Genomic DNA, 24,987 nt, shown 5'->3' on the forward strand with positions numbered 1-24,987 from the left:
GCCGCCAAGCAAAAGCGCAGCGTGGGGGGACGATGTATTTATGGATGAATCACTCAAGCCCAGCCTGCCCGCATCCCTCGGGAGGCGGTAGAAATGACCACTTTCATGAAGTCGTGAGCCAATTGCGACACCGGCACCACATTGGAATGCAGCATGTGCAAAGGCATGGTGGTGCGCGGATTAATGGGGCGCACCACCACATCCGGCCAGACCCGGCCTGCCACGGCCAGTTCATCCACAATCGCAATCCCGGCTCCGGCCTGCACCATGGCACAGGCAATATGCGTCAAACGCACTTCTACCGCCAGTTGCGGCACACCAGGACGGTTACCAAATAACTGCTGCACCATCTGGCCATAAGGAGTGTCATTGCCATAACCAATCAGGTCCAGCCCTTCCAGATCGCTGGCGTCCAGTTCCTGCTTGTCGGCCAGCGGATGACTGGCTGGCAACACCGCCACCAGATGGTTTTCATAAATGGATTGGGCATGCAAGCTGGGATGCGTCAGCGGCACGATAGCCACACCGACCTCGGCCTGCTGGGTGACCAAAGCCTGTACCAGATCACTGGAAATCAGCGTGCGCACATACACCTTCACGTCCGGGAATGCCTGGCGAAAACGCGTCACCGCCATGGGGATCAAGGTCTGGCCCAGACTGGGGCTGACGGCAATGTGCAAGCTGCCGTGGCGCTTTTCGATCAGGTCGGTGGCCACCTCGTTTACCCGCTGCACGCTGTTATGAACCTGCTCCACTTCCTGATAGAGCCGACGCGCCTCGGGCGTGGGGTACAGACGCCCCTTGATGCGCTCGAACAGCACCAGACCAATACGCGATTCGGTATAGGACAACAGGCGGCTGATGGCCGGTTGCGACACGTTCAGCAATTGCGCCGCCTTGCTGATAGAACCGGTCAGCATGATCGCGCGAAAAACCTCGATTTGACGAAGATTGAGCAGCATCCCTTAACGTAGCCTTATGTTTCGAGCACAAATAAGCATAAGACATTTTGATTTGCCTATGTTTCAATTTTTTCAAGCTGCCATCCCGGCGCGCCTTGATCGCAACGGGCTTACAGAGCGGCTTCATAACTACGACACGGAGACAAAATCATGCAAACCCTGCTTGCTCGCACCCTGGCGGTGCTGGGCTTGGGACTGGCCGCCGCTGCGCCCACTGCCCACGCCGCTGACAACGTTCATCTCATGCTGGACTTCATCCCCACCGGCGACTATGCCCCGTATTACTCGGGCATTGCCAACGGGATTTACGAGAAACACGGCATCAACCTGAAGATTACCCGTGGCACCGGTTCGGGTGACACAGTTCTGAAAGTGGCTGGCGGCGCGGCCGATATTGGCTTGGCCGATATTTCCGCCATTCTGACCTCGCGTCAGAACAGCCAGACTCCTATCAAGGCCATTGCTTCCACCTTCTCGCACTCGGCCCATTCCCTGTTTGTGCGCAAAGACTCGGGCATTACCGATTTCTCCGGCCTGGAAGGCAAGAAAATTGCCGTCTCGCCCGGTAACAGCCACAAGCTTTACTTCCCCATGGTGGCGCGCAAGGCCAACACCGATCCCGACAAGATTCAGTGGGTGACCGTTGACGGCTCCTCCATGGCACCGCTGCTGATCAACGGCAAAGTGGACGCCGCTCCTTTCCTGGCCACCAACTACTACTACCAGAACAAGCAGGCCAAGCGTTTTGGCAAGGAAATCGTGGTGCTGCCCTTTAGCGATCAGGGTTTCAACATCTACGCCCTGTCCGTATTCGCCACCGACAAGACACTGACCGAGCGTCCACAAATGGTGCAGAACTTCCTGGACGCCACCATCGAAGCCTGGGAAGCCGCCCGCAAGGACCCGGACACGGCTTGTCAGGCCCACGTAAAGGCCAATCCGGAAATCGACCTTGATGACTGCATGGGCAACCTGAACGCGGTGCTGGGCTACATCTACACCGATTTCAGTGCCGAGCACGGAGTAGGCAGCCTGGAAGAAGGCCGCATGAAAAACACCTACGAGGCCGTTGCAGAAGCCCAAAGCCTGGATCCCGCCTGGGACTATCACCAAGCCTACGACACCCAGTTCATCGTCAAGGCCAACGGCACGGCCAAGCCCTGAGCTGAACTGATTTTCGCGCGTGCTCCGGCTTGGCCCAGGCGGGCCGGCGCGCGCCTAGGAGCGCATTGTGATACGCATTCAAGACGTCAACCTGATCTACGGTCGTAATACCGAGCGAGAGACTCAGGCGCTGAAACAAATCAATCTGGACATCCAGGACAACGAAATCATTGCCATTGTCGGCGCTTCGGGCTGTGGGAAATCCACGCTGCTACGCCTGATCGCCGGCTTGCTGATGCCCACCACCGGCACCGTCAGCATTGATGATGAAATCGTTGCCCACCCCCGCCAGGACACCGGCATCGTGTTCCAGGCCCCGACGCTGGTGCCGTGGGCCAATATTCTGGACAACACCCTCTTGCCATCGAGCATCATGGGTCGTCTGGACGATCAGGCCCGCAGCCGCGCCACGCGCCTGCTCACTACCGCCGGGCTGGGCAATTTTCTGCACCACCACCCCAAGCAATTGTCCGGTGGCATGCAGCAACGCGTAGCCATTTGCCGCGCCCTGGTCCACAACCCCAAAGTCGTGCTGATGGATGAGCCCTTCGGCGCCCTGGACGCACTGACACGCGAAACCATGACGCTGGAGCTGCTGCGCCTTTGGTACGAAGACCCCAAAACCATTGTCTTTGTGACGCACTCAATTTCCGAAGCCGTCATGCTGGGCCACCGCATCGTGGTCATGTCGCCGCGCCCCGGCCAGATTACCGAAATTCTGGACGTGAACCTGCCCCGCGAACGCGACTTTTCCCTGGTGGGCACGCCCGAATTTACGCGCTGTGCCGCTGCCGTCCGTGAACTCATTTTCCAACACGAGGTGGCTTGATGAGCGAGCAAACTCAAACCCTGGGCGCCGCGCCCGTGCGCAAGCGACGACTGCGCCTGCGCGATTTCAATGAAATTACCGTCCCGGCCATCACCCTGATTGCCGTGGTCATCCTGTGGGAGCTGGCCAGCCGCCTGTTTGATATCCCTGAATATCTGGTGCCTGCCCCCTCGCGCATCTGGGCCGATTCCATGCAAATGAAAGAGGCCATGCTGATGCACACGCTGGTGTCCACGCGCACCATCATGCTGGGCTTTTTGCTGTCGATTGTGATCAGCTTTCCGCTGGCCGTGCTGATTACCTACTCACGCTTTTTCGAGCAGGCCATCTACCCGCTGCTGATCCTGACCCAGTCCATCCCCAAGGTGGCCCTGGCTCCGATTCTGGTCATTATCTTTGGACCCACTGAGCTGCCACGCGTCGTGGTGACTTTTCTGGTGGCCTTCTTCCCGCTGGTGATCTCCATGACCTCCGGCCTGCTGGCGGCCCCGCCCGAGCTGATCGAGCTGGTCCGTGCCTGCCGCGCCACCCGCTTGCAAGAGTTTTTCCGCATTCGCCTGCCCTTTGCCGTGCCCTTTATTTTCTCGGGTCTGAAAGTGGCCATCACCTTATCCGTGGTGGGTGCAGTAGTCGGTGAATTTGTAGCCGCTGACCAAGGTCTTGGCTACTTGATCACCACCTCTACGGCCTTCTTCAAGACACCGGTTGCCTTTGGCGCCATGGCGATCTTGTCCGTGCTGGGCATTGTGTTCTTCCAAGTGATTTCTGCCGCCGAACGCATCCTGTTCCCTTGGGCAATCAAGGACAATCGGAGCTAATCATGACATCAAGTTATACCGTCATCCGTGGGGGCCTGGTGCTGGCCCACGCCCAAGCCAAAGCCGAACCTCTGGACATTCTGATCAAGAATGGCGAGATCGAAGCCATGGGCCCGCCCGGCCTGCCCGCGCCGTCTGAAGCCACGGTGGTGCAAGCGGATGACCAACTGCTGCACCCCGGCCTGATCAACGCCCACACCCACGGCCACGGCACCTATGCCAAAGCCATGGGGGATCGCTGGTCGCTGGAGCTTTTATTGACGGCTGGCCCCTGGATCAATGGCGACCGCCATCTGGAAGACAAATACCTGAGCACTCAGTTGAACGCGGCAGAAATGCTGCTCAAAGGCTGTACCGCCAGCTACGACCTGTACTCCGAAGTCCCGGTCCCGACGGCGGAAGGCATGAACGCGGTTGCCCAGGCCTATGTGGATGCTGGCATGCGAGCCACGGTAGCGCCCATGATGGCGGACCTGTCCTTTTACCAGTCCGTCCCCGGCCTGATCGAAGCCCTGCCGGAAGAGCTGCAACGGTTTGTGGCCCAACTGGCCCCCCAGTCGTTCCGGGCTACGATCTCGGGCCTGACGGACTTTCTGGATCAGCAGCGCAACCCCGACCGCATTCGCGTGGCCTTGGCCCCGACCATTCCCATGCTGTGCTCGGACGAGTTCCTGCAAACCTGCGGTGAAATCAGCGCGGAGCGCAATATCGGCCTGCACAGCCACGTTGGCGAGTCCTATGTGCAAGCCCTGACCGGCATGAAACGCTATGGCACCACCATTGTTCAGCATCTGGACAAGCTGGGCCTGATCTCGCCCCGTTTTACCCTGGCACACGCCATCTGGCTGGACGAGCGCGACCTGGACATTCTGGCCGAACGCGGTGCCATGGTGGCCCACAACCCCGGCAGCAATATGCGTTTAGGTAATGGGATTGCCGATGTGAACTCCATGCTGGAACGCGGCATTACCGTGGGCCTGGGCACGGACGGCTCCAATAGTGGCGATAACCAGAATATGTACGAGGCCATGCGTCTGGCCTCCTTCTCGTCCAAGGTGCGCGGCCCGGATACAGAACGCTGGGTCACAACCGCACAAGCGCTGTACGCCGCCACCGAAGGCAGCGCCCGCTGCCTGGGCATGGGCGAGCAGTTGGGACGTCTGGAACCGGGTCGCAAGGCCGACATCGTGTTTCTGGATCTGGCCCATATCAACTGGATTCCGCATAACAACACGGTCAATCAGCTGGTGCATCTGGAAGACGGGCTGGCGCTGCGCCATGTGATGGTCGACGGCCAGTTTGCCGTGCGCGACCGACAGTTAACACAAGTGAATATGCCTCGCCTGCGCCAACAAGTGGAGCAGGCCCAGGAACGCATCACACGCAATACCTACGACAAGCGCCACATCACGGAAAAACTGGCCAAAGCCGTAGGTTCGTTCTGCCTGTGCCTGGGCCACGACCGCTATCACGTGCAGCGCTGGGCGCACTCCAAGCAAGACTTAACATGACGTTATGTTTTACAGATAAATAGGCATACGACATTCATGGCTGGATTTGCTTCAATCATGGAAACGAACACGATTGCGGGCACGCGAGATGCGCGGGTCCGAGCCATCCAAGGAGGAAGATAATGAGCGACTTTGATCTGGTAGTACGAGGAAATATTGTTGAACGCGACCGCATCATCACTGATGGCTGGGTGGCCGTGCGTGAAGGCCGAGTAGCGGCCCGCGGTGTTGGCGCGGCTCCTTCGGCCCGTGAACATGTGGATGCGCGTGGCATGTGGGTCATGCCTGGCGTGCTGGACGGCCAGGTGCACTCCGGCAGCCAGGCCAATCAGGAAGGTCTGGGCTGGGCCTCGCGTGCGGCTGCCGCCGGTGGCGTGACCACCATGGTGGAAATGCCGTACGACGATCCCGAACCCGTTGCCTCCCGCCCACAGCTGGAAGACAAGATTGCCCGCATTGAAAGCGATTGCCACGTGGACGTGGCCTGCTACGGCACATTAAACGACCAGCACGGTCTGGAAGCAGCCGCTGGCCTGATTGAAGGCGGCGTTTGCGGTTTCAAATTCTCTACCTTTGAAGCCAGCCCCAACCGTTTCCCGCGCGTGGAAGAAGACATCCTGATGGAAGCCTTTCGCCTGATCGCCCCCTCCGGCCTGGCCTGCGGTGTGCACAACCAGGACCAGGAACTGACACGCAAGAACATCAAGCGCATGGTCGAAGCCGGTGATACGGGTTGGGACGCCTTCTTGCGCGCTCACACCCCTCTGATCGAAAACCTGGCCACCAGTGCCATTTATGAAATCGGTGCCCAGACCGGTGCCCGCGCCCACGCCGTGCACGTATCTCTGTCGCGCGGATTTGAAATCTGCAATATGTACCGTCAGGCAGGCCACAAGGCCTCAATTGAAACCTGCGTGCAGTACCTGATGCTGAACCACGAAGAACACACCCGCCGCTTCGGTGCCAAGACCAAGCACTACCCTCCCATTCGCCCCAAGGCGGAAATGGATCTGCTCTGGACCCACATCGCCAACGACGAATGTACCTTCGTGTCCTCCGACCACGTCAGCTGGGGCCTGGAGCGCAAGCAGTTTGACAATGTGTTCCAGAACTCCTCCGGTGGCCCTGGTCTGGAAACCCTGCTGCCTGCCTTCTGGACCGGCTGCGCCGAACACGGCATTTCTCCCACCATGGTCGTCAAGCAATTGTGCTGGGGCCCTGCCCAACACTTCCTGCTGGAACACCGCAAGGGTTCGCTGAATGTGGGCGCAGACGCCGACATCGTGATCGTCAAACCCGAAACCTACCGTTTTGACCCGTCCACCAGCCTGTCCGCCGTCACCTGGAGCTCCTTTGAGGACCGCGAGTTCCAAGTGCGTGTGGAAGCCACCTATGTGCGCGGCCAACTGGCCTGGGATGGCAAAACCGTACGTAACGCGGCGGGCGATGGCCAGTTCATCCGTCCGCACAAGGCAGGCGAATTGTCATGAGCCTGGCCATGCCCTTGTTGAATCAGGAACGCCTGTGGCGCAGCACCCAGGAGCTAGCCGCGTTCACGCTGCCTGACCAGCCCTGGACACGCCGCGCCTTCTCCGATCTGTTTCTGCAATCGCGTCAGTGGTTGCTACAACAGTTCGAGGAAGCGGGCCTGACCGTACGCATGGACGCCGCGGGCAATCTGATCGGTCGCCGCGAAGGGCGCAAGCCCGGACTGGCACCGATTACGACTGGCTCGCACTGCGACACCGTGATGTATGGCGGACGCTACGACGGCATCATCGGCGTGCTGGCCGGGCTGGAAGTGGCCCGTTGCCTGAACGAGCAGAACATCCAGCTGGACCATCCTTTTGAAGTAGTAGATTTTCTGTCTGAGGAGCCCAGCGACTATGGCGTATCCTGCGTAGGCAGTCGCGCCATGGGCGGGGTCTTGTCCGAAGCCATGCTGGCCGAACGCAATCCTCAGGGCGAAACGCTGGCGCAAGGCATTGCTCGCATCGGTGGCCGCCCCCAGGAGCTGGCCCAGGCCCGTCGTGCGCCCGGTGATACCGCCGCCTTTGTCGAGTTGCATATCGAACAAGGCCCGGTGCTGGAATCGCGCAATCTGCCTATTGGCGTGGTCAGCAATATCGTGGGCATTTGCCGCCACCGCATCATCATCACAGGTCGCCCGGACCATGCAGGCACCACACCCATGGACATACGCCGTGATGCTCTGGTCGGTGCCAGCCTGATCATCGGTGAAGTGGACCGCAAGGCCCGCCGGGCTCTGGGGGGACCAGACTATCTGGTCGCTACCATTGGCAACCTGAACCTGACACCCAACGCTTCCAATGCCGTCCCCGGACGCGTGGAGATGATGGTGGAGGTGCGCAGCGACCGCCAGGAGCTGATGCAGAACTTCACCGAGGAACTGCTGGCCCAGTTGCGCCCGGAAATCGAGGCCATGGGCCTGGGTCTGGACGCGGCGCAAGTCAGCCTGGCCAAGCCCACAGATTGCACGCCCGAGGTGATGAGCATCATCGAGCAGGCCGCCAGCGCTTTGGGTTACCAGAGCATGGTCATGCCTAGCGGCGCCGGTCACGATGCGGTCTACATGGCACCCAGCGGCCCCATGGGCATGATCTTCATTCCCTGCCTGAATGGTCGCAGCCATTGCCCTGAAGAATCCATCACGTCCGAGCAGCTTCTGGACGGTACGCGGGTTCTGTATCAGACCGTTGTCATGTTGGACCAGAGCCTGGAGAGCTGACATGGACTGGTCCTGTGATCAGCTTGGCGAACGCGAACGCTACCGCTTGTTGGTCAACACCGTGTTGCCGCGCCCCATTGCCCTGGTCACGACCTGTGACCAGCAGGGGCGCGTGAACACGGCCCCGTTCAGTTTTTTCAATGTGATGGGCTCGGAGCCTGCCGTACTGGCACTGGGCCTGGAAAACGATGCGCACTCTGCCGATGGTCTGAAAGACACCACCCGCAATATCCTGGCCACCGGCCAGTTTGTGGTGAACCTGATCAGCGCCAAGATGGCACGCGCCATGAACATCTGCGGCATTGCTTACCCGACCGGTCAGGCCGAGCACCTGCAGGCGGGCCTGGATCTGGCCCCCAGCGTGCAAGTGCAGCCGCCCCGTATCGCCCAATGCCCAGTGCAGTTTGAATGCCGCTTGCACACCGCGCTGGACCTGGGCCCGCTACGCCATATCGTCATTGGCGAAATCCTGCATTTGCACTGCGACGACGCCATCCTGACACCTGAAGGGCGCATTGATATAGACGCTTACGACCCAATCGGACGCATGCATGGTTCTGACTGGTATGTCGGCCTGCAAGGCCGCTTTCAGTCAGAAAAACTAAGCCACCAAAACGGGCTACCGCCCACCCAAACATAAAAACATCATGAACCGTCGCCCTCATATCTACGTTCTGAACCCCAATTCCAGCCAGATCGTAACGGATGGCCTGGACCGTGCTGTCCAGCCTCTGCGTCTGGCCGATGGCCCGGCCATCTCCTGCCTGCGCCTGCCCCAAGGCCCGGCGGGTGTACAAAGCCAGACCGATATTGACACCCTGATCCCTCACTTGCGCGCCCAGGCCCTGAGCGTCAAAGAAGACGCCGCTGCTTATGTGGTGGCCTGCTTTAGCGACCCCGGCCTGTACACCTTGCGCGAAGCAGTGGATGTGCCTGTATTGGGCATTGCCGAAACCGGCGTGCTGACTGCCTTGTCACTGGGCCAGCGTTTTGGGGTGCTGTCCATTTTGCAGGCCTCCATCCCGCGTCACCTGCGCTACTTTGGTGCAATGGGGGTGACTGATCGCCTGGCCGCCGACCTGGCTATCAATATGGGCGTGTCGGAGCTGGCTGACGAGAAAAAAGCCCTGCAACGTCTGACAGAAGTCGGCCAGCGCCTGCGCGATGAGCACGGTTCTGATGTGGTGGTGCTGGGTTGCGCTGGCATGGCCAATCAGCGCGAGGCGCTGGAACAGGCTTTGGGCATTGCCGTCGTGGAGCCCACGCAGGCCACCGTTGCGGTAGCCTTGGGCCGTTGCTTATTAGGCTGGTAAGCCTTGATGAGCACCACACTGCAAACCGACTGCCTGGCGACGGCACAACGTCTGCTCCAGGCCCGCCAAGAACACCGTCCCATCGAAGACTGGCCCGACGCGCTGCGACCTGTGTCTTTTGATCAGGCCTATCGCGTCCAGGCCGTGCAAATGGAAACCCTGGGCCCCATAGGAGGCTGGAAAGTCGGCGCGGCCAATAGCGTGGCCCCGCCCACCTGCGCCCCCCTGCCCCAGCGTTCTCGTTACGCCAGCCCGGATGTACCATCCAGCAAGGAGCTGTCCTTGCGCGGCATAGAAGTGGAAATCGGCCTGATTCTGGGACAAGACTTGCCGCCCGGCCAGGCACCGTATTCCATAGAACAAATCTGGCAGGCGGTCAGCCAGATCTGTGTGGCCGTTGAAATTGTGGAATCCCGCTTTGCGCAGCGTGACACCGTAGGCCGTCTATCCACCTTGGCCGATCTGGCCAGTCACGGTGCGCTGGTCTATCAGCCGCAAGGCGTCGCCGCGCAGGATATGGCACTGCTACAACCTGAATGGGCACGCCTGCAAGTGGGGCAGCAACCCTTGCTGCAAGGGCCGAACCAGAATCCGGCGGGTGAGCTGACGCGACTGCTCATCTGGCTGGCTAATCAAGGCAGCCACCACCTTGGCGGGCTGCAAAAAGGGCAGGTCATCATTACGGGCACCTGTTTACCCATGCTGTATGCCGCCCCCGGCGACCGAATTCAGGCGGCCATTCAAGGGATCGGCGAGCTGAATTTTATCTGCGCCTAAGATCACATCGCCAGCGTCCGAAACGGCGCTGGTTTTGCCCGACAGAGCCTCTCATCAGGCAGCACAAGCCCTGCACTGCTGCTCTAGGAAATGCCGCGTGCAAAGCCGATTTGCCAATAGTGGCTGACCTTGGGAGACAACGACCAGTCGGGTTTAAAAAAACTCATCTAACAGGCAGAAGAAAGCGATGCGCTCGGCATCCATTTCCACGCCGTACAAAGCAAAGAAAGGCGCTAGCCACTCCTTGCCCAAATTGCACTCTATGCTGCGCGCCGTCAGCGCCAGATCCTGATAACGATCCGCCACGCCCAAGCGTCCGCAGTCGATAAAACCGCTGAACTGCCCTTGATGCACCATGAAGTTGGGCAAGCAGGCATCGCCATGGGTGACCACCAGATCTTCTTGTCCTGGGCGGCTGGCATATAGCTCGTCCAGCAGGCTTTGAACCGGCATGCCCTGACGCTCATCGTCAAAATCTTCTTCATCAATCAGGCCCGCTTCCGCCCTGGCACGTGCATCGGCCAACCGATGCTCCAGGCGATGATCGAAGGGGCAAGCTTCAAGTGGCAAGCGGTGCAGGCCTTGCAAGGACGAAGCCAGTAACTCCACGGTTTGCTGGGGAGACAAGCCCTCTGTGCAGGCCAGATCGCGCCCAGGAACAGCACTCATCAGCAGCCAATGGCGGCCCTGCGCCAACAAGGTATCCAGCACCTCTGGGCAAGGCAGACCTTGCGTATGCATCCAGCGCAAGCGCTCAATTTCATCGGGCAGCTCGGCCAAAGGCAGATCGTCTTCTGCCTTCACAAACTGGCAGGAGCCATCCGGCCAGTCCAGACGCCAGACATCAGCCCCGGACTCCCCAATGGTTTGACGTTGTACCTTGGCGGCAGCCAGTCGGGTTTGCCAGGCAAGAGGAAAACTCATACTTAAAAACCTTGCTGAAAACAGTCGATAAAAACGGAGGGAGGGATCAAGCCAAACGAATCAAACCGTGATGCCCATCAGACCTGATACTGCAGGTGAATCAGCGGGTATGGCTTGCCCTGATCATCCACGGGCGAGCGTCCAATACGCTTGAAGCCCATTTTTTCGTAAAAGCCTACAGCCTGCTCATTCTGTTCATTCACATCAGTGGTCATGCTGGGATGCAGGCTCAAGCCGTGCAGCACCAAAGCCTTTCCTACGCCCGTTCCCCGGCTGTCCGGGTCCACAAACAAGGCCTGCATATGGCCCTGCTCAAGCGACATGAAAGCCAGCGGGTAATCCGTCTCATCCACCGCAAGCCATAAACTGGCCCGGGGCAGAAAACCGCAGACCATGACATCAATTTCCTGACGATCCTGCACGGATAAAAAATCGTGCGTGGCATCCACGGCCTTGCGCCAGATTTCAACCGCACGTTGCCCGTCCTCCGGGCGCGAATGACGAATCCTCATGGGGCGCATCCTGTTTGTAAAGTGTTAGCTGGCAAGCAAGACACTGATGTCAGCGGTAGGTACGTCAAGGCTGCAGCCGGGACAAGAACACCGGCCAGGCTCAAGACGACAGTCCCTGCGATGCAAAAATCTTTTGATAAATATTCCGCACTACTGCCTGCTTTCGCTGGTTGTAATCCCGCACACTGCCAGCCCCTTCTTTAGCCTGCATTTTGGCCTGGGCATAGCGCTGCAAATCCTCGGGATGCGTACCCAACCAGTCCCGAAACAGGATATGGCGAATATGCTCAGGGCAATCCGGGCCGAACACATGCAGATTCACACGCGGCTCTTCCTGACGCAGCATGCGGTGCTGATACCAGGAGCGCTCACGTATGCTCAACTCATAACCCAAGGCATTCAACGCAGGAACATAGTCCTCTTCCTGCTCCGGGTCGGCCACCAGCACATCAATATCAATCACAGGCTTGGCAGGCAGGCCGAGCACCGCGGTCGAGCCCACATGCGCAATAGTCAGGGCCTTATTGCCCAGGGCCGCCTGAATTTCCTGACTCAAGCGCTGATACAGCACCGGCCAGTTCGCGTCGTAGTCCTGAACCTCGATCAGCTCTGCTTTAGGCTCGCCTGCCACCCAGGGGTTCTCATTGGGGTCGCCATCCTCGAAGGTGGTGATTTTGCTTAGTGCCGATGCAGACACGGTCCTGTTCTCGCGATTCACACAAATTCTCCTTGATACGACTTTCAACTTTTCCACGTCCACCTCACATGGACTGACCGGCTTTCAAAAGTTGGGCATACACACCGTCCAGCGCAGCCAGTTCCTGATGGCTACCCTGCTCAACCAGCCTGCCCGCCTTGAGCACAAAAATGCGGTCGGCATGACGGACGGTAGACAGGCGGTGCGCAATCGAAATAACGGTACGAGTTTCCGCCATTTTGGCCAAGGCGGCTGACATGGCATTTTCCGTGGTGTTATCCAGCGCACTAGTGGCCTCATCCAGCAAGAGAACGGGCGGGTTGCGCAGAATGGTACGAGCCAGAGCCAAGCGCTGTTTTTCGCCCCCGGAAAAACGATACCCTCGCTCGCCCACCGTAGTTTCATACGCCTGCGGCAAGGACATGATGAAGTCATGAATCTGCGCGGTTTTGGCTGCGGCCAGCAGCTCCTCATCACTTGCCTCAGGCCGTGCAAAACGCAAATTCTCCGCAATGCTGGCATTCAACAAAAAGGGCTCCTGATTCACCACGCCCAGCACACTGGCCAACTGCTCGAAACTCATCTGGCGCAGATCAATACCATCAATCGTGATGCTGCCTTGATTCGGGTCGGCCAGACGCGCCAACAAGTAACCCAGGGTAGTTTTACCAGCGCCTGTCGGTCCCACAATCGCCACATGACTGCCCGCAGGAATATCCATATTGATGTCGGACAAGGTAGCGGTCTCGGATTGATAGCGGTAGCTCACTCCTTTGAGCCGCACATGACCTCGCGGTCCCGTAGCCGGGAAAGGACGGGGCTGGGCAGGCTCTGTCAACTCGGGCGGCGTATCCATGTACTCAAAAATCCGGGTGAACAGCGCTCGGGTAGTGCGCAGACGCACCCCGCTTTGCAGCAGTTCTTCCAACGGCCACATCAACTGCTCCTGCAAGGCAATCAGGGCAACCAGGGTTCCGATGGTGACCACCATCCCCTGGCCGATCAGCCAGCCGCCCAGCAACAGCGTCAAAGCGGGCAAGGCACTTAAAAACAGATAGATCAGCGACCATTGCCATTCACCAGCCGTGTGCGCACGCACTTCCAGTCGGGCTACCTCCGAGGAGACCTGTGCAAAGCGCCGCGTCAAAAAACCGCCTTGTGCCAAGGTACGGGACAAAATGATGCCCGGAGCTGACAAGGTTTCCTGCACTGTCGCCGACATATTCGCGTGACCAGCCTGCTGATCATGCGTCAAACGCTCGCGCAGTTCCCCTACCTTATTACTCAGCCAGATCAAGGGCGGCAAGACAGCAAAGGAGAACAGAGCCAAGCGCCAGTCCAACAGCAACATGGCAATGGCCGTGGTGACCACCACGCTCAAGTTACGCGCCAAATCAGTGGCTGTGTTGCTGACCACAGCCTGCAAGCCACCAATATCATTGGCGATACGGGACTGAATTTCACCTGTACGAGTACGAATGAAAAAGCCCAACGACAGGCTTTGCAGATGACGATACAAACCGACCCGCAAATCGTGCATGATGGCCTGCCCGATCTTGGTGGACAAAATGGTTTGCAACACACTGATGCTGGCACCCAAGGCACTGATACCCAGCAGGCCCAGCACCAGCCAAACCAGCAGTCCAAAGTCCTGGTCCGGCAAAGCTGTGTCGATAATCTCGCGCAGCAAAAAAGGAGACACCACGCCAATCACTGCACCAAAGGCAATCAGCAGGGCCACCATAAACAAGCGCATGCGCCAGGGTTTGAACAAACCCAAAATCCGGCCCACGGAGGTATGGCGGGAGGATAGCGTTTTGTAATCAGTATCGATTTCCATCATCAAACTACTTAAGGCAGGCCGACGGATTCAGGCTAAGTCGGCCGGGTTTCCAGAAAAAATAAATGTCGCAAATGCTGTTCGGCCTGGGCAGGGCTCAGATCCGTAAAATCGGTCAACAGCATATTGGCCAAGCCGTCATACATCGCAGATAAGCGCAGTGCCGTGCCCTGGGCATCGGGTACCTGCCAAAAACCTTGCTCCGTGCCCCGACTCAGGTAAGAGGCAAGTTGTTCCAGCATTCTTTTATGCACGCGGGTGGTCACTACGGCCAGGGCTGCATCGGTTTTGGCCAGATCAGTGGCATCAATCCACAAAAACCAATAGATGCGATTGCGCTCTTCAAAGGCCGTCTTCAGGTAATCCTCCATCAGAACCCGAGGGTCTGCAGATTGCGCAGCCTCCCATTCCATGAGCTGATCGAAGATCTCGCCCCAAGCCTCGGCCCGCAATTCGGACCAGCGAAAGTAATGGTTCAACAGTCCACGGCCCACACCAGCCCGTTCGGTCACCATGCGAGTGGTGGCGGCACGAACACCAACTTCCATCAGGACCTCAACCGCGGCCTGTCGAATTCGTGTGGCACTGTCTTCTTTTTCACTCATCACCTTCCCTCCCTATTGACACATTGAGCAAGCGCTCAATATTATGGCATTGAACAAGCGCTCAATCAATAAACATCCATGTCTACGGCTTCTCGCAACTCCTCCATCGACCTGATTCGCACCGCTGCCCTGATCGGTATTTGTGTGGTGAACCTGCCCTATCTGGCACTGAGCGACAGTGGCCCGACAGCCACATCCTCCTCCTATGACCACATGGCTGCCTTCCTGATCGAATTTCTGTTTCAGGGCAAATTCTTCCTGCTGTTCTCGCTGATTTTTGGCTGGGGTATAGAAATCCAGGCGCGCTCTGCCGAACGTGCTGGCGTCCCCCTCAGCAGCCGCTACTTCCGCCGCATGTTCGGCCTGGCCGTGCTGGGTTGCTTGCACGCGACGCTGGTTTTTACCGGCGATATCCTGCTGCTTTACTCGGTGCTGGGTGTGCTGATCTGGCCGCTACGCAAGCTCTCCCCGCGCGGGTTGATCAAGGTGGCGTTGTTGATGGTGCTGGTAGAAATTGCCAGCCTGGCACTGATCGCTTATCTGCTGGCCGGTAGCGAAGACATGGCCCCGGTGTACTCCCTGGGCGGTGCCTTCTCCGAGGCAACGCTGGCACGCATCAGCGAATGGCCGGAGTCCTTTGCCTTCCTGTTTCTGTACCAGGGTCCATTGGCCTTTGGAGCCATGCTGATGGGCTTGGCCACGGCCAAGAGCAACTTCTTTGAAGCCCATAGCGCCGGACAACAAAAGCTGGGGCGCGCCCTGCCCTGGCTCCTGCCACTGGCTTTGGCGATCAACTTCTTTAGCGCCTCCGTGACCAACGAAGAAAACCTGATGGGGCTGACGGGTCTGTTCAGCATCGCCATCGGCGCGCCCTTGCTAGCCACGGTGTATCTGTACCTGCTGCTGCGTTGCGGACAATGGCTCAGCCTGCCCAATGTACTGATTGAGGCGGGCCGCAATTCACTGAGCGCCTATGTCAGCCAAGGTATTTTGGCGGGTCTTGTTTTCAGCAGCTATGGCCTGGATCTGTTTGACTCCTTTGGCAATGCAGCACTGCTATTGATCTCCATTGGCCTGGCTTTGCTAGCCATGAGTCTGACAGGCCTGATCGCCCAGCGCTGGGGACGTGGCCCACTGGAGGCGGTTCTACGACGCATCACCTACGGGTCCAAACACGCCTGAACCGAGCGCCTTTTAACTGAACATGAAACCTTGAATTCATATGAGTGAACAAACCGTTTCCAAAGACGCCACCGTCTCTTTTCGTCGCATCAACTCGCAATCCGTCTACGAGGTATGTGAGCTAAGCGAGACCCTCTCTCCCGCACAGCGCAGCATGATTGCCGACAATGGCACCTCCATTGCAGAGGCTCACTTTTCCGAGAATGCCTGGTTCCGTGCCATCTACGCCGATGACACCCTGGTGGGCTTTATCATGCTGCATATCGGTGCCGACCACGACGAAGGCATTCTGTATCCTGGTGCCTTTTTATGGCGTTTCATGATTGCAGCCCCCTTCCAAAACCTGGGTTTCGGGCGCAAAGCAATTGCACTGCTGATTCATGATCTGAAGTACCAGGGCTACAAGGAAATTCGGCTAGGCTATAGCCGAGGTGAAGGCAGCCCGGAAGCGTTCTACTCGAAACTGGGCTTTGAGCTGACAGGCGGCACCTATGGGGAGCACGAGCTGGAAGCCGTGCTGAAATTTGCTTGATAGCCAAATGGGCAAGGTGCTGAACGACGGCCTTCGCAAACCGTGTACAGCCCTTGTGCAAACCGCATCCTAATCACCAAATAGGCTTAGCGCTGCCCGAACAAATCCGAAATGGCCGTGCGCAACCAGCGCACGCCTTCGTCCTGTCGACTGCGCTCATGCCAATGTACGCGCACATCAAAGCTGGGCAGAGCCAGCGGCGTAGGCACAATGCACAAGGCGGCAGGGTCCTGGAAAGACAGGACGGCCACATTGGGCACGGTCAGCAAATAATTACTGTTGACCAGAATCTGCTCCGCAGCCAGATAGTGGGGAATCGTCAGGCTGATATTGCGCCGCATATCCAGGGAGCGCAGGGCGTTTTCCACCAGAGAATGCCCGCTGCTGGTGGCATCAATAGCCAGATGATCAGCCGCCACAAAGGCTTCCAGATCCAGCTCATTTCTGGCCAGGGGATGGCCTTTGCGCATGGCTGTCACATAACGCTCGTGGCGGAACACGCGCGAATGCACTCGCCCTTTAATCATGGGCAAAGAGCCAATCGCCAGATCAATCTCGCCCGAACTCAAACCACTTTCCAGCGATTCCCAGCCCAGATTCTTGATGACCAGGCGAATACCTGGCGCGTGTTTGGCGACAAAATTGTTCAGCCCCGGCAAAAAAACCAGTTGGCCAATATCCGTCATATGGACCTTGAAAACACGCGTAGACTGAGCAGGATTGAAGCCTTGGGTTTGCGTCAAGGCAATGCCCACTTCTTCCAGCAACGGTTGCAGTTTTTCGCGCAGTGCAATGGCGATCTGCGTGGGTGCCACACCATAGCGCGCCCGTACAAACAAAGGATCACCCAGCGCCTGTCGCCAACGTTGCACCATCAGGGAAATAGCCGACTGGCTGATCCCGATACGCAGCGCGGCCTGACTCAGGTTCTGACATTCACAGATCAGGCAGAAAGCATGCAGCTCGGCCAGCGTCCAGTTATATGTTTTGTAAATATCAGATAGCACGCTGACACCACCTCAAGTCGTTTTTTGCTCTCTATTATGTGTGTTGGAAATAGTACAACGACAAGATAAATTGCCACTACGTCCCAACAAAACCAGGAGGAAAGCCCCATGAGTAAAAATGAAATCACGTGGTCCAACGGTCAATGGAATAGCACCAGCGCACCTTTGATTGGCGCGACCGACCATGCGTTCTGGATGGCCACCACGGTCTTTGACGGTGCCCGTTCTATTCAAGGCCATACTCCGGATCTGGACCTGCACTGCGAGCGCTTGAACCGTTCTGCCCTCACCCTGGGCATGGAGCCCGTGATGACGCCGCAGCAAACCGTGGACCTGGTGCGCGAGGGCCTGAAAAAGCTGTCTCACACTACGGACTACTACATCAAGCTACTGTATTTCGCACCCGGCGGCTTCTTGTTGCCCGACCCGGCCACCACCCAGCTGGCAATTCATATTTTTGAATCCCCACTGCCTGCTGACAGCGGTTTTAGCGCGACCTTCAGCGAATTCCTGCGCCCTGATCCGTCCATGGCTCCTACCGATGCCAAAGCCTCCTGCCTGTATCCCAACACCCAGCGTATTTTGCGTGATGCCAGCGCACGCGGTTTTGACAACGCCATCGTGCTGGACTCCAAGGGCAAGGTGGCCGAGTTTGCTGTTGCCAATCTGTGGATTGTGCGTGACGGCGTCGCCCTGACCCCGGCGCTGAACGGCACCTTCCTGAACGGCATTACCCGCCAGCGTGTCATGCAGCTGCTGCGCGACGACGGAATTGAGGTACGTGAAGCCAGCCTGACACCACAAGACGTACTGGATGCCGATGAAGTATTTAGCACCGGCAATAACGGCAAGGTCCTGCACTGCAATCGCATTGACGATCGCCACTACGCCCGCGGCCCGATTGAAACCCGTGCTCATGAGCTGTACATGGCTTATACGGCCCGCAACTGATTCATGGATAGCTTGTCATGCCCGCTTATCTGATTGCCCGAGTGCAAGTCCATGACCCGGACACCTACGCCAACTACACGGCACTGAGCCCCGCCATCATTGCGGCCCACGGAGGCCGTTTTCTGGCCCGCAGCCAGGCGCCCATCACCCTGGAAGGCCCTGCCGACACACGCCGCACTGTGGTGGTGGAATTTCCTGATGTGGCCCAGGCCCAGGCCTTTTATGAGTCAGCCCAATACCAGGCCGCCAAAGCCATCCGTGAACCCGCTTCCGAAGCGCATTTCATTGTGGTGCCGGGTTTTGAGGCCTGAACGCTTCTGCCCCTGTATCTGGTGTCGCCAACTACCCGGTTCGTGACGCCAGACCTGATTCTTTAAGCTATCGAAATCAAGCGGTACGCCACTCAGGCGCTACTGTCTCGCTTCCCCGCAGGGCTGCAAGGCGCAGCACCTGGCGCGATCACACGACTCCCTTTCTACTTCAGGCCCTGTTTTTCGTCGGTTTCAGCCCCTCTGACACCCCTGTTGCGACTGCCTGTGATTTGTATAATGGGCGCTTCTTGTCCTTCGCTAACGATCTGTCGCCCGGAAACGCTCCCCATGTCGCTTGGAAAAGTCATCAACGCTGCTCGCAAACGCGCCGGTCTCTCATTGCGCGACCTGGAAAAAGCGACGGGCGTGTCCTTGGCCAAGCTCTCCAAGATTGAGAACGACAAGGCCACATTGCGCCATCCGGAACTGTTCGCCGTCTCCGAAGCTCTGGCAATTCCTGCTGTAGCCCTGCTGGGCGCGCTGAACGGCAGCGAGCAAACTGCCACGCTGACAGGCCGGCGCGCCATAACCCGAGCTAATGAGGGCCGGGCTTTCGAGCGCTCTGGCCGCAGCTACCGCGTGCTGTGTGGGGACTTGAGCCAGCCGGACAATCTGTTCTGGCAAGTCACCATCACCGAGAAGGCACCGGGCACACCGGCCTCCTTTCTGGCCCACCCTGGCGAAGAGTTCATCTATGTTCTGAAAGGACAGGTCGAACTGCACTCTGCCCTTTACGAGCCCGTGATTCTGGGGCCCGGCGACAGCATGCTGTTTGATGCCAGCGTGCCCCATGCCTACTTCGCAGTACGCCGGGAAGCCTCGGTCTTGATGAGCAATTCCACTCCCAAGGCCTGAGGCCTGCCAGATATCAGCCAGGACCGTGCCTTGCTGTGCGAACCCTGGCCCCTCTTGCAAGCCCGCAAAGCTGAACTTAGCCCGGAAAACGCCGTATCAGATCCGCCGCCTTTTCACCAATCATGATAGCTGGCGCATTGGTATTGGCACTGGGCAGACTAGGCATGATGGACGCATCCGCAACACGCAAACGACGTACCCTACGCACCCGTAGCTGAGGGTCCAGCACCGCGTTCCTATCCCCGTCCGGCCCCATGCGGCAGGTTCCAACCGGATGGCTGAAACGGATGCAATGGCTACGCAAAAAAGCGTCCCACTGCTCGTCCTCTGTCACCTGCGCACCGGGGTGCAGCTCGCCTTGCATGTAAGGGGCAAAAGCGCCGGTCTGAAAGAATTGACGCGCCATCTTGGCCCCATCACGCAGCCTGCGCCGGTCGTCTTCCTGGCCCAGCATCACATGTTCAATACGTGGCAGTTCCGCCGGGTCGGCAGAGCGCAAGGTCACTTGTCCACGCGCCAGGGGACGACACACATTCACTGCAATCACCACTGCGGGCATGGGGAAAAACAAGGGACCATCGCCCACTGTGTTGTAGCCGATAGGCGTGAACGTCAATTGCACATCCGGTTCTGTTTCCTCTGGCCGGGTTTTGGCAAACGCCACTGCATGTCCAATCGGTGTTGCGCCCGGCCCTCGACCACGGAACAGCCAGTTCGTGCCGTGCTTGATCACACTCCAGGGATCAGTTTCCACGTTATAGGTGCGTACATTCACCTCGGCGCTGATCATCACGCCCGGATGCTCTTGCAAGCCCTGGCCCACGCCGGGCAAGTCACACACCAAGGGAATGCCGTGCTCTCGCAAAGTCTCGGCGGGCCCGATGCCCGACAGCATCAGGAGCTTGGGCGAAGCCAGGGCTCCTGCGCTAATAATGACTTCCTTGCGAGCCCGAGCACGGAGCACCTGGCCTTTTTTCTGGTACTCGATGCCAACGGCCTGCCCATTCTCGACCAGGACGCGGCGAGTCAAGGCGCGAGTCAGAATCGTCAGATTGCAACGCTTGCGGGCAGGCCACAAATAGGCTTTGGAGGCGCTATGTCGCCAGCCCCGTTTCTGGGTTGCCTGCAAGGCCCCTACTCCGTATTGAGACGCGCCATTCACGTCTTCGTTAAAGGGCAAACCACACTCCATGGCCGCCTGGGTAAAGGTCCGAACCAACTGATGCGGCGTGCGCACATCCGAGACTGACAATGGCCCCTGCCCACCATGAAACGGGTTCGCACCTCGCGTATTGCTTTCAGCCCGCACAAAGTACGGCAACACGTCCTTGTAGCCCCAGCCCTCATTGCCCAGCGCCTCCCAGCCATCGTAATCGGCTGCGCTGCCACGCAGATAAATCATGCCGTTAATAGAGCTGCTGCCACCCAGCACCCGCCCCGCCGGCCAGACCTCAGCCCGGTTATTACGGCTGGGATCAGCCTGCACCTGATAGGACCAGCTGTACTTGGGGCTGGCTATGGCGCGTTCCTCGCCCGCTGGCACCCACAGATACGGCGACAGATCCCAGCTGCCCGCCTCCACCAGTAAAACGCTGACACCGGGCTCTTGCGACAAGCGACTGGCAATGACGCTGCCCGAGGAGCCTGCACCGACCACGATGTAATCCCAGATACCACTGTCTCGCATTTTTTATCCTGTTTGAAAGGCCGTACCCAACCCGGTTCTGTCGCCTTGGACAGACACACTGGACGAATAGCTGATGCCTAAAACAATTTCGTTGACAAGTTGGCAGGTTAGCATAAAATCTCCTGAAATGTTTCCAAAATGGAACGTAACAGAACTACAGAAACAATCAAAACACGTCTAAACCATAGTCGCTTCAAGGGAAGGCTGTTCAGGAGATGAAATGGATATTCGATCGATCAAAACCCTGGAAGAAGTACGAGCGCTGATCAATGCCAGGCAGCCGCAACACGTCAATATTGGCTTTGCCGATATGCAGGGACAGATTCGCGCCAAGTACGTATCGCGTGAAAAGTTCCTGCAAACCATAGACAAGGGCATCCTGTTTCCCCAAGCTACCCTGGCACTGGACTTTAACGACGTACTGCGGCCCATGCCTGGCGGGCAGTCTTTGGCGGACGCCAAGTTTTCCGACAATCTGTGCCGCCTGGTTCCCGATAGCGGGCGTGAGATCCCTTGGGAAAGCGCCTCGCGCAATCTGTTTTTCCTGTTTGACTATGTCGAGGAAGAAGAGCCGATTTTCCCGCGCAACGTCTATCACCGCGTGGCCAGAAAGGCTGAGCAAATGGGCTACCGCCCCTTTCACTCCTGCGAGTACGAGTTCACCCTGTTCAATGAAAGCTCCCGCTCCATTCGCGAAAAAGACTATCGCAATCTGGACCTGGCAACGCTGGGCAAGTCCTACAACCTGATGCTGCGTCAGGGCGTGGACACGGACTTCTACAACGCGCTGCTGGACTGTTTCGCCTGTCTGGATGTGCCTTTGGAAGGGGTCCACGAGGAGATGGGCGCAGGCTTCATGGAAGCCGCGCTGGGGTATCAGGAAGGGGTGCTGGCCGCCGACAATGCTATCTTGTTCAAGACCTTTGCCAAGATTCTGGCGCAACGTCATGGTCGTTTAATGACCTTCATGGCGCGCTGGTCTAATGATGCCGACGGGCAAAGCGGCCACGTCCATGTATCCTTGCGTCGCCCCGATGGCGAGTCGGTTTTCCACGACGCGTCCCAGCCCAATGCCATCAGCCAGGAGATGCGTTACTTCATTGGCGGCATGCAAAAGCTTCTGCCGGACTTTCTGATCATGTTTGGCCCGACGGTCAATTCCTTCCGCCGTTTTCAACCCTGGATCTTTGCGCCGATTACCGCCACCTGGGGTTGGGAAAACCGTACCTGCGCCTTGCGCGCGATTGGTGGCTCGCCCTCCTCACAACGTATTGAATGCCGCGCCCCCGGCGCAGATACCAACCCGTATCTGGCCCTGGCCTGCGCCTTGGGTATGGGTTTGTGGGGCATTGAAAACAAGATCGAGCCAAGCGAAGAAATGCAGGGCAACGTCTACGAAAGAATGTCGGAAATCCCCGCTGAACTGAAGTTCCCCAGCTCCTTTGGCGAAGCCATTTACCGCTATGATCGTTCTCCCGTCGCACGCGAGATTTTCGGCAATGCCTTTGTCGATACGTACGTAGCCAGCAAGTACGCCCAGGAACAAGAGTTCGCGACCCTGGTTACCGACGTTGAACGTCAACGCTTTTTCGAGTTTGCATGATGCTTGCCCACCCTACTCCTATTGTTTCCCCCATCGACGGCCAGATTGTGGGCTCCCGCCGCATTCTGAGTGATGAACAGGTCCAGGCTGCCGTGCAGCGCGCCACCCTGGCCTTCAAGGATTGGCGCAAGGTGCCGCTGGAACAGCGCATCACACAGATTCAAGGCTTTGTAGCGATTCTGGAGCAGCGTCGTCAGGCGCTGGCAGACTTGTTGATGAAGCTGATTGGTCGCCCCGCGCAACAATCGGACGAGCTTTCACGCGTTCTGGCCGTCACCGAGGACATGATTATCCGTGCCCGCCAGGAGCTGCAAGACATCAGCATGAACTCCAACGCCCAAGCGCAGCGGCTGGTACGACGCGAGCCCAAGGGCGTGTGCCTAGCGATCAGTGCCTGGAACTACCCGGTCGCCATGGCAGGTGGCATGAGTGTGGCCGCCCTCTTGGCGGGTAATGTGGTGTTGCTTAAGCATGCCCATCAAACAGCCCCCATTGCCGACTTTATGGAGCAAGCCTGGCGTGATGCAGGCGGGCATCCCGATCTATTCCAGGCAGTCCACCTGGACCACACAAGCACCGAGCAATTGCTGGCGTCCGGGCACGTGCACGCGGTCCAGTTCATTGGCTCCGACCAGGGCGGCAAAAGCGTGTATCAGGCGGCAGCAGCCGGACTGGTCAGCACCGGGCTGGAGCTGGGCGGCAAAGACGCCGCCTATGTGCGCGCCGATGCCAATCTGGCCAGCACCATCCCTGCTCTGGTAGCAGGCAGCTTCGACAATGCCGGGCAATCCTGCTGCTCGGTAGAGCGAATTTACGTACACGAATCGCTCTACGAACGCTTTGTCGAGGGCTTTGTCAGCGGCATGAATAAATTGACCGTGGGCCACCCCGACAGCACGCCGGATATAGGCCCGGTTGTCAGCACAGCGGCAGCCCAACGGCTGCGCAAGCTGATTACCCAGGCAGAAGCAGAAGGCGCCACCGTTATTAGCCATCCGGTGCAGTTCGACCCAACTTCCGCCTATGTCACACCTGCCGTCCTGCTGAATGTGGCGCAAGACTCCAGCTTGATTCAAGAAGAGGCCTTTGGTCCGCTTGTTTGCATCACGGCGGTGGCAGACGACCAGCAAGCACTGGGCATGATGAATGACAGCCGCTACGGTCTGACTGCCTCGATCTGGTCGCAGGACATTGATCAGGCTCTGGCCTTAAGCCGTGATGTGGAGGCGGGCCTTTGCTACGTCAACCGCTGCGACCATGCGGATCTGAACCTGCCCTGGGGTGGCGTCAAAGCCTCAGGTCTAGGCAGAACCTACGGTGCCGCTTCCTTTGATGAATACACGGTTCTCAAGGCTTTCCATGTCAATCTCCAATCCTGATTCCGGCCTCCACCCGCAGCCCTGGCCAGCAGCCACGGTGTTCAACGCCGAGGGACGCACCCCCGTTCTGCTAGTGTGCGAGCACGCATCCAATCAAATGCCGCCGGACGCCAATAATCTGGGCTGTAGCCCTGAGGATCTGGGGCGCCATATTGCCGTGGATCTGGGAGCGGCCGATTTAACCCGTGCCTTGGCGCTGCGTATGGGTGCGCCGGCCGTGCTGTGTACCACCTCACGGCTGTATGTAGACTGCAACCGCTCCAGCCACGATGCGGACTGGATTCCCGAGCGCTCCGACGGCAGCCTGATTCCTGGCAATGTGGGTCTGAATGACACGGCCCGAGAGCAACGGGCCCAGCGCGTGTTCGAGCCTTTTCACCAGCAAGTAGCCCAAACCTTGAGCGCCTTGCGCAAGCATCACCCCACCGTGCTGATCTTGCCTATCCATTCCTTTGCGGCTTCCTTGAATGGACAGGAGCGCCCCCACGCCGCCGTCATCTGGGAGCAGGAATGGCCTGCCTCCCTGATGCTGCAAGGCTTGTCACGACATGCCAGCTCCGTGGGGAATAACTACCCCTACGACGGACGCGAGCTACGCGGGCATACCTTCTTGCGCCACGCAATTCCAGCAGGGCTACCGCATTTTGCCATTGAGGTCCGACAGGATCTGCTGGCTCAGCCAGGAGCTACTGAACATTGGGCCGGATACCTGGCTGATGCACTTGATGATGTACTGGCTGGACTGGAAAAAGCGGCAGTCTGAACGGCAGTAGTAAAGG

General features: G+C 58.4%; 25 protein-coding genes. 17 read left to right on the forward strand and 8 right to left on the reverse strand.

Annotated elements, in window-relative coordinates; genetic code table 11:
- Positions 1-53 precede the first annotated feature (53 nt).
- Complete coding sequence (locus ACFPDR_RS13520; RefSeq protein ID WP_083054310.1) at positions 54-962, reverse strand: LysR substrate-binding domain-containing protein; 909 nt, start codon at positions 960-962, stop codon at positions 54-56.
- A gap of 150 nt (positions 963-1,112) precedes the next feature.
- Here ACFPDR_RS13520 and ACFPDR_RS13525 point away from each other — a divergent pair, with 150 nt between their 5' ends.
- The 9 genes from ACFPDR_RS13525 to ACFPDR_RS13565 all read left to right on the forward strand — a co-directional run bounded on the left by ACFPDR_RS13525 (position 1,113) and on the right by ACFPDR_RS13565 (position 10,123).
- On the forward strand, positions 1,113-2,126 hold the full coding sequence (locus tag ACFPDR_RS13525; RefSeq protein WP_035268378.1) for an ABC transporter substrate-binding protein: 1,014 nt from the start codon (positions 1,113-1,115) through the stop codon (positions 2,124-2,126).
- Positions 2,127-2,193: 67 nt separating this feature from the next.
- Positions 2,194-2,955 (forward strand): ABC transporter ATP-binding protein, encoded by a 762-nt coding sequence (locus ACFPDR_RS13530; RefSeq protein ID WP_009462739.1) that lies wholly within the window; start codon positions 2,194-2,196, stop codon positions 2,953-2,955.
- Entirely contained in the window at positions 2,955-3,773 is an 819-nt protein-coding gene (locus ACFPDR_RS13535; protein ID WP_021447064.1) for an ABC transporter permease, read from the forward strand. Before ACFPDR_RS13530 ends, ACFPDR_RS13535 begins: the two co-directional genes overlap by 1 nt.
- A 2-nt stretch (positions 3,774-3,775) precedes the next feature.
- On the forward strand, positions 3,776-5,284 hold the full coding sequence (locus ACFPDR_RS13540) for an amidohydrolase family protein (protein ID WP_371477605.1): 1,509 nt from the start codon (positions 3,776-3,778) through the stop codon (positions 5,282-5,284).
- A 122-nt stretch (positions 5,285-5,406) separates the two neighbouring features.
- Positions 5,407-6,774, forward strand: a complete 1,368-nt coding sequence (locus tag ACFPDR_RS13545; RefSeq protein WP_009462747.1) for a dihydroorotase — start codon at positions 5,407-5,409, stop codon at positions 6,772-6,774.
- Positions 6,771-8,033: a Zn-dependent hydrolase gene (locus tag ACFPDR_RS13550; protein WP_376911236.1), complete on the forward strand. Its 1,263-nt coding sequence runs from the start codon at positions 6,771-6,773 to the stop codon at positions 8,031-8,033. The genes ACFPDR_RS13545 and ACFPDR_RS13550 overlap by 4 nt, the downstream gene beginning before the upstream one ends.
- A gap of 1 nt (position 8,034) precedes the next feature.
- The gene (locus ACFPDR_RS13555; protein ID WP_060186140.1) at positions 8,035-8,673 is read left to right on the forward strand and encodes a flavin reductase family protein; all 639 of its coding nucleotides are present in this window, start codon (positions 8,035-8,037) and stop codon (positions 8,671-8,673) included.
- Between the two features lie 7 nt (positions 8,674-8,680).
- Positions 8,681-9,346 carry an aspartate/glutamate racemase family protein gene (locus tag ACFPDR_RS13560; protein ID WP_115635294.1) on the forward strand — a complete coding sequence of 222 codons (666 nt, stop codon included), beginning with the start codon at positions 8,681-8,683 and terminating at the stop codon, positions 9,344-9,346.
- Between the two features lie 6 nt (positions 9,347-9,352).
- The gene (locus ACFPDR_RS13565; protein WP_257112892.1) at positions 9,353-10,123 is read left to right on the forward strand and encodes a 2-keto-4-pentenoate hydratase; all 771 of its coding nucleotides are present in this window, start codon (positions 9,353-9,355) and stop codon (positions 10,121-10,123) included.
- A 153-nt stretch (positions 10,124-10,276) separates the two neighbouring features.
- Here ACFPDR_RS13565 and ACFPDR_RS13570 read toward each other — a convergent pair whose 3' ends face one another.
- The 5 genes from ACFPDR_RS13570 to ACFPDR_RS13590 all read right to left on the reverse strand — a co-directional run bounded on the left by ACFPDR_RS13570 (position 10,277) and on the right by ACFPDR_RS13590 (position 14,701).
- Positions 10,277-11,047, reverse strand: a complete 771-nt coding sequence (locus ACFPDR_RS13570) for an APH(3')-II family aminoglycoside O-phosphotransferase (protein ID WP_376911237.1) — start codon at positions 11,045-11,047, stop codon at positions 10,277-10,279.
- 77 nt (positions 11,048-11,124) lie between these two features.
- On the reverse strand, positions 11,125-11,559 hold the full coding sequence (locus tag ACFPDR_RS13575; RefSeq protein WP_257112891.1) for an acetyltransferase: 435 nt from the start codon (positions 11,557-11,559) through the stop codon (positions 11,125-11,127).
- Positions 11,560-11,659: 100 nt separating this feature from the next.
- Complete coding sequence (locus tag ACFPDR_RS13580) at positions 11,660-12,277, reverse strand: GrpB family protein (protein ID WP_035268397.1); 618 nt, start codon at positions 12,275-12,277, stop codon at positions 11,660-11,662.
- Between the two features lie 43 nt (positions 12,278-12,320).
- Positions 12,321-14,099 (reverse strand): ABC transporter ATP-binding protein, encoded by a 1,779-nt coding sequence (locus ACFPDR_RS13585; RefSeq protein ID WP_137430816.1) that lies wholly within the window; start codon positions 14,097-14,099, stop codon positions 12,321-12,323.
- Between the two features lie 32 nt (positions 14,100-14,131).
- Complete coding sequence (locus ACFPDR_RS13590; RefSeq protein WP_035268401.1) at positions 14,132-14,701, reverse strand: TetR/AcrR family transcriptional regulator; 570 nt, start codon at positions 14,699-14,701, stop codon at positions 14,132-14,134.
- A 78-nt stretch (positions 14,702-14,779) separates the two neighbouring features.
- Here ACFPDR_RS13590 and ACFPDR_RS13595 point away from each other — a divergent pair, with 78 nt between their 5' ends.
- Positions 14,780-15,883, forward strand: a complete 1,104-nt coding sequence (locus ACFPDR_RS13595) for a DUF418 domain-containing protein (RefSeq protein ID WP_376911239.1) — start codon at positions 14,780-14,782, stop codon at positions 15,881-15,883.
- Positions 15,884-15,923: 40 nt separating this feature from the next.
- Positions 15,924-16,415: a GNAT family N-acetyltransferase gene (locus ACFPDR_RS13600; protein WP_254002591.1), complete on the forward strand. Its 492-nt coding sequence runs from the start codon at positions 15,924-15,926 to the stop codon at positions 16,413-16,415.
- Positions 16,416-16,501: 86 nt separating this feature from the next.
- Here the strand turns inward: ACFPDR_RS13600 and ACFPDR_RS13605 are convergent, their stop codons facing one another.
- Positions 16,502-17,422: a LysR family transcriptional regulator gene (locus ACFPDR_RS13605; RefSeq protein ID WP_060186133.1), complete on the reverse strand. Its 921-nt coding sequence runs from the start codon at positions 17,420-17,422 to the stop codon at positions 16,502-16,504.
- 108 nt (positions 17,423-17,530) lie between these two features.
- Here ACFPDR_RS13605 and ACFPDR_RS13610 point away from each other — a divergent pair, with 108 nt between their 5' ends.
- The 3 genes from ACFPDR_RS13610 (at position 17,531) to ACFPDR_RS13620 (ending at position 19,539) form a co-directional block, all read left to right on the forward strand.
- Positions 17,531-18,373 carry a branched-chain amino acid aminotransferase gene (locus ACFPDR_RS13610; protein ID WP_376911240.1) on the forward strand — a complete coding sequence of 281 codons (843 nt, stop codon included), beginning with the start codon at positions 17,531-17,533 and terminating at the stop codon, positions 18,371-18,373.
- Positions 18,374-18,390: 17 nt separating this feature from the next.
- Positions 18,391-18,684 (forward strand): DUF1330 domain-containing protein, encoded by a 294-nt coding sequence (locus tag ACFPDR_RS13615; RefSeq protein WP_376911241.1) that lies wholly within the window; start codon positions 18,391-18,393, stop codon positions 18,682-18,684.
- 288 nt (positions 18,685-18,972) lie between these two features.
- Complete coding sequence (locus ACFPDR_RS13620) at positions 18,973-19,539, forward strand: helix-turn-helix domain-containing protein (RefSeq protein WP_376911242.1); 567 nt, start codon at positions 18,973-18,975, stop codon at positions 19,537-19,539.
- A gap of 76 nt (positions 19,540-19,615) precedes the next feature.
- On the opposite strand, the gene ACFPDR_RS13625 is transcribed toward ACFPDR_RS13620, so the two are convergent.
- Positions 19,616-21,226, reverse strand: coding sequence for a GMC family oxidoreductase (locus ACFPDR_RS13625; RefSeq protein WP_376911243.1), 1,611 nt, complete (start codon positions 21,224-21,226; stop codon positions 19,616-19,618).
- Between the two features lie 220 nt (positions 21,227-21,446).
- On the opposite strand from ACFPDR_RS13625, the gene ACFPDR_RS13630 reads away from it, so the two are divergent.
- The 3 genes from ACFPDR_RS13630 to ACFPDR_RS13640 are packed head-to-tail and all read left to right on the forward strand — an operon-like array spanning position 21,447 to position 24,971.
- The gene (locus ACFPDR_RS13630; protein ID WP_376911244.1) at positions 21,447-22,829 is read left to right on the forward strand and encodes a glutamine synthetase family protein; all 1,383 of its coding nucleotides are present in this window, start codon (positions 21,447-21,449) and stop codon (positions 22,827-22,829) included.
- Complete coding sequence (locus tag ACFPDR_RS13635) at positions 22,826-24,208, forward strand: aldehyde dehydrogenase family protein (protein WP_376911245.1); 1,383 nt, start codon at positions 22,826-22,828, stop codon at positions 24,206-24,208. The genes ACFPDR_RS13630 and ACFPDR_RS13635 overlap by 4 nt, the downstream gene beginning before the upstream one ends.
- Positions 24,189-24,971 (forward strand): N-formylglutamate amidohydrolase, encoded by a 783-nt coding sequence (locus ACFPDR_RS13640; protein WP_376911246.1) that lies wholly within the window; start codon positions 24,189-24,191, stop codon positions 24,969-24,971. The genes ACFPDR_RS13635 and ACFPDR_RS13640 overlap by 20 nt, the downstream gene beginning before the upstream one ends.
- Positions 24,972-24,987 lie beyond the last annotated feature (16 nt).

It is taken from the genome of Alcaligenes sp. GCM10023179, assembly GCF_042653705.1.
Taxonomy (GTDB): Bacteria; Pseudomonadota; Gammaproteobacteria; order Burkholderiales; family Burkholderiaceae_B; genus Alcaligenes; species Alcaligenes phenolicus.

Excerpts from the sequence above, each read along its gene's own strand:
- ACFPDR_RS13640 (WP_376911246.1), top strand. The coding sequence starts at position 24,189 with ATGTCAATCTCCAATCCTGATTCCGGCCTCCACCCGCAGCCCTGGCCA.
- ACFPDR_RS13540 (WP_371477605.1), top strand. The coding sequence starts at position 3,776 with ATGACATCAAGTTATACCGTCATCCGTGGGGGCCTGGTGCTGGCCCAC.
- ACFPDR_RS13575 (WP_257112891.1), bottom strand. The coding sequence starts at position 11,559 with ATGAGGATTCGTCATTCGCGCCCGGAGGACGGGCAACGTGCGGTTGAA.
- ACFPDR_RS13545 (WP_009462747.1), top strand. The coding sequence starts at position 5,407 with ATGAGCGACTTTGATCTGGTAGTACGAGGAAATATTGTTGAACGCGAC.
- ACFPDR_RS13600 (WP_254002591.1), top strand. The coding sequence starts at position 15,924 with ATGAGTGAACAAACCGTTTCCAAAGACGCCACCGTCTCTTTTCGTCGC.
- ACFPDR_RS13585 (WP_137430816.1), bottom strand. The coding sequence starts at position 14,099 with ATGATGGAAATCGATACTGATTACAAAACGCTATCCTCCCGCCATACC.
- ACFPDR_RS13570 (WP_376911237.1), bottom strand. The coding sequence starts at position 11,047 with ATGAGTTTTCCTCTTGCCTGGCAAACCCGACTGGCTGCCGCCAAGGTA.
- ACFPDR_RS13550 (WP_376911236.1), top strand. The coding sequence starts at position 6,771 with ATGAGCCTGGCCATGCCCTTGTTGAATCAGGAACGCCTGTGGCGCAGC.
- ACFPDR_RS13555 (WP_060186140.1), top strand. The coding sequence starts at position 8,035 with ATGGACTGGTCCTGTGATCAGCTTGGCGAACGCGAACGCTACCGCTTG.
- ACFPDR_RS13635 (WP_376911245.1), top strand. The coding sequence starts at position 22,826 with ATGATGCTTGCCCACCCTACTCCTATTGTTTCCCCCATCGACGGCCAG.
- ACFPDR_RS13560 (WP_115635294.1), top strand. The coding sequence starts at position 8,681 with ATGAACCGTCGCCCTCATATCTACGTTCTGAACCCCAATTCCAGCCAG.
- ACFPDR_RS13520 (WP_083054310.1), bottom strand. The coding sequence starts at position 962 with ATGCTGCTCAATCTTCGTCAAATCGAGGTTTTTCGCGCGATCATGCTG.
- ACFPDR_RS13595 (WP_376911239.1), top strand. The coding sequence starts at position 14,780 with ATGTCTACGGCTTCTCGCAACTCCTCCATCGACCTGATTCGCACCGCT.
- ACFPDR_RS13565 (WP_257112892.1), top strand. The coding sequence starts at position 9,353 with ATGAGCACCACACTGCAAACCGACTGCCTGGCGACGGCACAACGTCTG.
- ACFPDR_RS13615 (WP_376911241.1), top strand. The coding sequence starts at position 18,391 with ATGCCCGCTTATCTGATTGCCCGAGTGCAAGTCCATGACCCGGACACC.
- ACFPDR_RS13630 (WP_376911244.1), top strand. The coding sequence starts at position 21,447 with ATGGATATTCGATCGATCAAAACCCTGGAAGAAGTACGAGCGCTGATC.
- ACFPDR_RS13535 (WP_021447064.1), top strand. The coding sequence starts at position 2,955 with ATGAGCGAGCAAACTCAAACCCTGGGCGCCGCGCCCGTGCGCAAGCGA.
- ACFPDR_RS13590 (WP_035268401.1), bottom strand. The coding sequence starts at position 14,701 with ATGAGTGAAAAAGAAGACAGTGCCACACGAATTCGACAGGCCGCGGTT.
- ACFPDR_RS13620 (WP_376911242.1), top strand. The coding sequence starts at position 18,973 with ATGTCGCTTGGAAAAGTCATCAACGCTGCTCGCAAACGCGCCGGTCTC.
- ACFPDR_RS13625 (WP_376911243.1), bottom strand. The coding sequence starts at position 21,226 with ATGCGAGACAGTGGTATCTGGGATTACATCGTGGTCGGTGCAGGCTCC.
- ACFPDR_RS13610 (WP_376911240.1), top strand. The coding sequence starts at position 17,531 with ATGAGTAAAAATGAAATCACGTGGTCCAACGGTCAATGGAATAGCACC.
- ACFPDR_RS13525 (WP_035268378.1), top strand. The coding sequence starts at position 1,113 with ATGCAAACCCTGCTTGCTCGCACCCTGGCGGTGCTGGGCTTGGGACTG.